Here is a 4,360-nt window from a genome sequence, read left to right as displayed (position 1 = left end):
GCGCCAAGGTAACCGCTGAAAATTTTGAGAAATTTTTTCTAAACGATATGGTTGGGAGACTAGGCACTAAAAGCGAAGGCGATATCTACGAGCATATAAGCGAATATAAATATGTCGTAGATATAATTAAATATTAAATTTAAGGAGTAGAGAATGGCGTTTGTTGCGGAATATATTTCTAAAGAGGATATTAAGAAATATGATATTATAAATCGTGTAGATCAGTGCTTGGCAAAATATCATTATGATCCACAGGAGCCCAATGAAATAAAGTGGCTGAATTGGGTTATTGACAGGCAAAGAGATATTTGGCTTATCTTTGTTTGTAGCCCGCATCTGCCTGATCCAAGAGACGGATATACCGGAGAAGAGATTTGGCTGCTTTATTATAAAGGTAGAGAAATCGAGCTTGATATTAGAAGGGTCTATGACGAAACTACCAGTAAAATGCTAGTCGATAATCCGTTTTTTATCAAATATAAGCTGGAAAATATAAATTCTAGTATCGACGGAATTTCGTTAGACGAGCTTTATAAAATTTTAAAAGAAGTTCTAACGGAATATGGCAATCGCGGTATTGACGGTAGAGAAAATTTACCAAAAGAACATGAAGTCGTAACTTTTCTGCACGATTAAGAAAGGATAAAAAATGACTGGTAAACAAGCTGATCAAATTTTAGCAGATATTGCAAGCGACAAGGACGTGCAACGTTAGCGGTACCGATGGCGATGCGAGCGCGAAAGGAGTTTAGCACAACGTGGCGTGAGTTCGAAAGGTGATGTGTAAATTCAAAGCGAAATTTATCCGAAACCTAACCGTGAGCGAGCGCGAGATAAAATTTTACTCAAACGCTCAGCGCGTGAGAAACCGCTAGCGGGCGCAGACTATTTGTAAATTTTAAAATTTCACTCAAACGCCGAGCGTAGATTTAGATGCGGAATGATCTGCAGCTCTGCGGGTGCGACGAACTCCTTTTTACGCAGCTTTTCTATCGCTGCGCGCGCGATCATAGCGGCGTTATCGGAGCAAAATTTCATCGGCGCAAAAAGTATCTCGCAGCCCGCCCGCTCGCACAGATCCGTTAGAAGTCCGCGCAGATGCAGGTTCGCGCTCGCTCCGCCCACGACGCCGAATCGCGTAAAGCGGCGCAGCTCAAAGATCCGCTGCAATTTATCCAGTATGTGCGCGCACGCCGCGTCCTCAAAGCAGCGCGCCAGATCGCGCATCGCCCGCTCATCTAGCTCGCCCGCCTCTTTTAGCTTCTCTATCTGCACGCGCACGGCGTTTTTAAGCCCCGAAAAGCTATACTCCAGCCGCCTATCGCCCTTCAGCGGCACGGGCAGCTCAAACCTCGGCTCGCCGCCTTTTGCAAGCTCCTCGATGAGTGCGCCGCCCGGGTAGCCGAGGCCTAGCATTTTGGCGATCTTATCGAAGCTCTCGCCGAAGCTGTCGTCGCCGGTGGTCGCTAAAATTTCGATACCCCCCGCCGCGCCGATATCCAAAACCATCGTATGCCCGCCGCTAACGAGCAAAACGCCCATCGGAAATCGCGCCTCGCCGTCTAAAAACAGCGAGTAAACGTGGCCTATGAGATGATTTACGCCGATGAGCGGCAGATTTAGCGCAAGCGCAAGCGCTTTTGCCATATTCACGCCGCCGATCAGGCTCACGCTGAGCCCCGGGGTATTGGTCGCTGCGACGGCGCTAAGCTCGCTAAAATAGGGCTTTGCGCGCTGCAAAATCCGCGGCAGCGCCTCCGTATGCAGCCTCGCGGCAAGCTCGGGCACGACGCCGCCGTATTTGGCGTGATCGGCCTCCTGGCTTATTTTTTCGTAAAATTTCAGCTCGAAACTACGCTCGTCCATCACCGCGACCGAGCTGTCGTCGCAGCTGCTCTCAATAGCAAGTATCACACAAAATCCTTAAAATTTTTCGCTCATTATACTCAAAAATCGGCTCTGCGGCGCAGATGAAATTTTAAAATTTAAAACGGCGCGCTTTAAATTTTGTCTTTATCGCGACATACTCGCGCTCGCGAGGCTAAATTTTAAAATGCTCCGTTCGGCTCGGTGCGCTAACGGAATTAAATTTAAAACGCGCCGCCGCGCATCTTGCTCCCACACCGCGGTTTGCCGAGCCCAGCCGCGGTATGCCGCTTCTTTGCGGTACGAACTTGGCGTGACTGCTCTATCAAAACATATCGCGCAACGGACGAGTGCGACTGAAGCGTTAAATTTAAAGCGCCGCCCTTTTGGTTACGAGATAATTTGCGAAACGAAAAATTTTAAAGGGCTCTTGCCGCGCTCGTAAAATTTAACTCCGCATCGGCATGCCGTCGCGGCATATCGTCGATACGCGGCGCGCAGCACCTGTTGCCGTGTCGTGCGCTGCGCATCCTTGCTTCCGTGTCGCAGTTTGTCTGCCGCGGCGGGTAAAATTTCAGATAGATGAAATTTTGGCAGTTGAAATTTAGCGAGCAAATTTAAAATGGCCTTTGGATTTTAAAGCTCCAAAGGCCGTTGCGATTAAATTTAGCGCTAAATTTAAAGGCTAAATTTTGGGTTCTTGTTCCTGTTTTTTCTCGCCGCTTGGGATCGCGGTGTCGTACCAATCGAGCTTGCGCGTAAAATACATAACGAGCGAAATCACCGCGAATATCATCAAGCTCCCCATTAATAGGGCGTAGTCTTCGGAATTTAAGATGACGTAGAGGATCGCGTATGAAACGAGCTGAACGCAAGTGATGAAAATGCCCCAGCGCGCGCCTTTAAAAATCGCGCTCGCGTAGAAAAATACTATCGCGCTTACCGCGATCGCCGAGATAGCGTAGCTGATCGCAAAGCCCATATGCTCGGAGAGCGAAAGCACCAGCAGGTAGAAAACGACGTCTTCCAGGCCGATGAGTAGATACTGGATTGGGTGGATGCGCTCGTGAGTGTAAACCTCGCACAAAAAGATCGCTAAAAACGGCACCGCTAAAAATAACAGAGCGTAATCCGTGCAGCGCTTAATCAGCGAGTAGTTGTTCACGGGCTCGATGAAGCCGATGCTTACGGCGTCATTTCTATCGTCGTTGCTGCGCCAGTTCGTCATAGCGACGCGGTCATCTTGATCTGCAAGCCACGCAGGAGCAATGCCTGCGGCTAAGCCTGTAACTTCCCACGAAGCTTTAAAACCGCTAGCGCTTACCTCGCGCGATTTGGCGATAAAGCCGCCGCCAAAGCTAGGCGATGCCCAAGTAGAGCTAATTTCAAAACGGCTATTTTGCGCGATCGGAGCTAGATGAAGTGCCTCGCCGCCTTGGATTTTAAGCGTACCGCTGATGCTAAAATCAGACGACAGCGCGGAAGCGGGGAGCTTGTAGATTAGGCTTCGATCGAAAATTTTAGCTTCGGTGTTGCCGTGATATTGCTTAAGCTCCTTGCCGTTTAAGCTTAAAGCGGGGGAGGCGGTGAAGGATTTTTGATTGCCTACGCCGAGCACTAGCACGGCTTCGTCGAAATTTAGCCTTGATGGATCGACGCCGAGCTCGGTATAGTTTATAGCCTCAAAGTCCGCTTTTAGCGCGAAGTCGCCGTTATATATCGGAACGCGAAAAATTCCGCGCTTTAAATAGGTGGGGTCGATCTCCGCCGCGAGGGAGTAGTTTTTAGGCACGATGATGAAATTTTTCTCTACGCGCCTTTTTACGAGCTCGTTGTTGCTTTTGTCTATCGCTTCGATTATCTCTGCGTAGGGCACTACGATCGCAAGGCCCTGGATTTGCAGCTCACCACCCACCGGCGTGAGGATCGAATCCTGCGCGAGCTGCTTGGTTTCGGAGCGGGAGTAGGTGAGGTTATCAATAAAGCTTAGCGGGATTAACAGCAGCAAAAGCAGCACTAAAACTATGAACGGTTTCGTCCAAAACGCCCCGCGAATGGCGTTTTTAGTAGAATTTAACAAAGGCTCTCCTTTTAAGTAGAATTAAAAACAGAATTTTAACGATGAAGAGTAAACGGACGGCGCTTGAAGCGGGAGGAATTTTATAAATTCTAAATGAACTTTGGATGTGAAGCGCTACGGATATCGCTTTGAATTTTGGGAATTTCGCCGCAAGCTAGAATTTCATTGCGAATGAGAATTTTGCTATTCGCAAGAATTTTACGAGAAAATTTATGTTAGTAGAATTTAAAAGCTTGAAATTCTAAGTCTAAGAATTTCAAATTTACAAAGCCCTAGGAATTTTGAAATTCCAAGGGCTTGAATTTTTAAAATTTCGCCGCTTTAGCGTGCAAAATTTCGTAATGTCATCTCGCGTAAGCTTTAAAATTTATACGCCACGCTTAGCTTGAAATTTCGTCCCGGCTCCCAGTCGAT

The 4,360-nt window shown here is 47.9% G+C and carries 3 protein-coding genes; 1 reads left to right on the top strand and 2 read right to left on the bottom strand.

The window, feature by feature from the left end:
* Positions 1 to 153: 153 nt before the first annotated feature.
* Entirely contained in the window at positions 154 to 636 is a 483-nt protein-coding gene (locus tag Q0340_RS04230) for a hypothetical protein (RefSeq protein ID WP_298082296.1), read from the top strand.
* A 270-nt stretch (positions 637 to 906) separates the two neighbouring features.
* On the opposite strand, the gene tsaD is transcribed toward Q0340_RS04230, so the two are convergent.
* On the bottom strand, positions 907 to 1,914 hold the full coding sequence (gene tsaD, locus Q0340_RS04225) for a tRNA (adenosine(37)-N6)-threonylcarbamoyltransferase complex transferase subunit TsaD (RefSeq protein WP_298082295.1): 1,008 nt from the start codon (positions 1,912 to 1,914) through the stop codon (positions 907 to 909).
* A 637-nt stretch (positions 1,915 to 2,551) separates the two neighbouring features.
* Entirely contained in the window at positions 2,552 to 3,946 is a 1,395-nt protein-coding gene (creD, locus tag Q0340_RS04220) for a cell envelope integrity protein CreD (RefSeq protein ID WP_298082294.1), read from the bottom strand.
* Positions 3,947 to 4,360 lie beyond the last annotated feature (414 nt).

Source organism: uncultured Campylobacter sp. (genome assembly GCF_938045595.1).
In the GTDB taxonomy this organism is placed as follows: domain Bacteria; phylum Campylobacterota; class Campylobacteria; order Campylobacterales; family Campylobacteraceae; genus Campylobacter_B.
The sequence above is the reverse complement of the archived record's forward strand: the minus strand, read 5'-3'. Positions and strand labels throughout refer to the sequence as shown.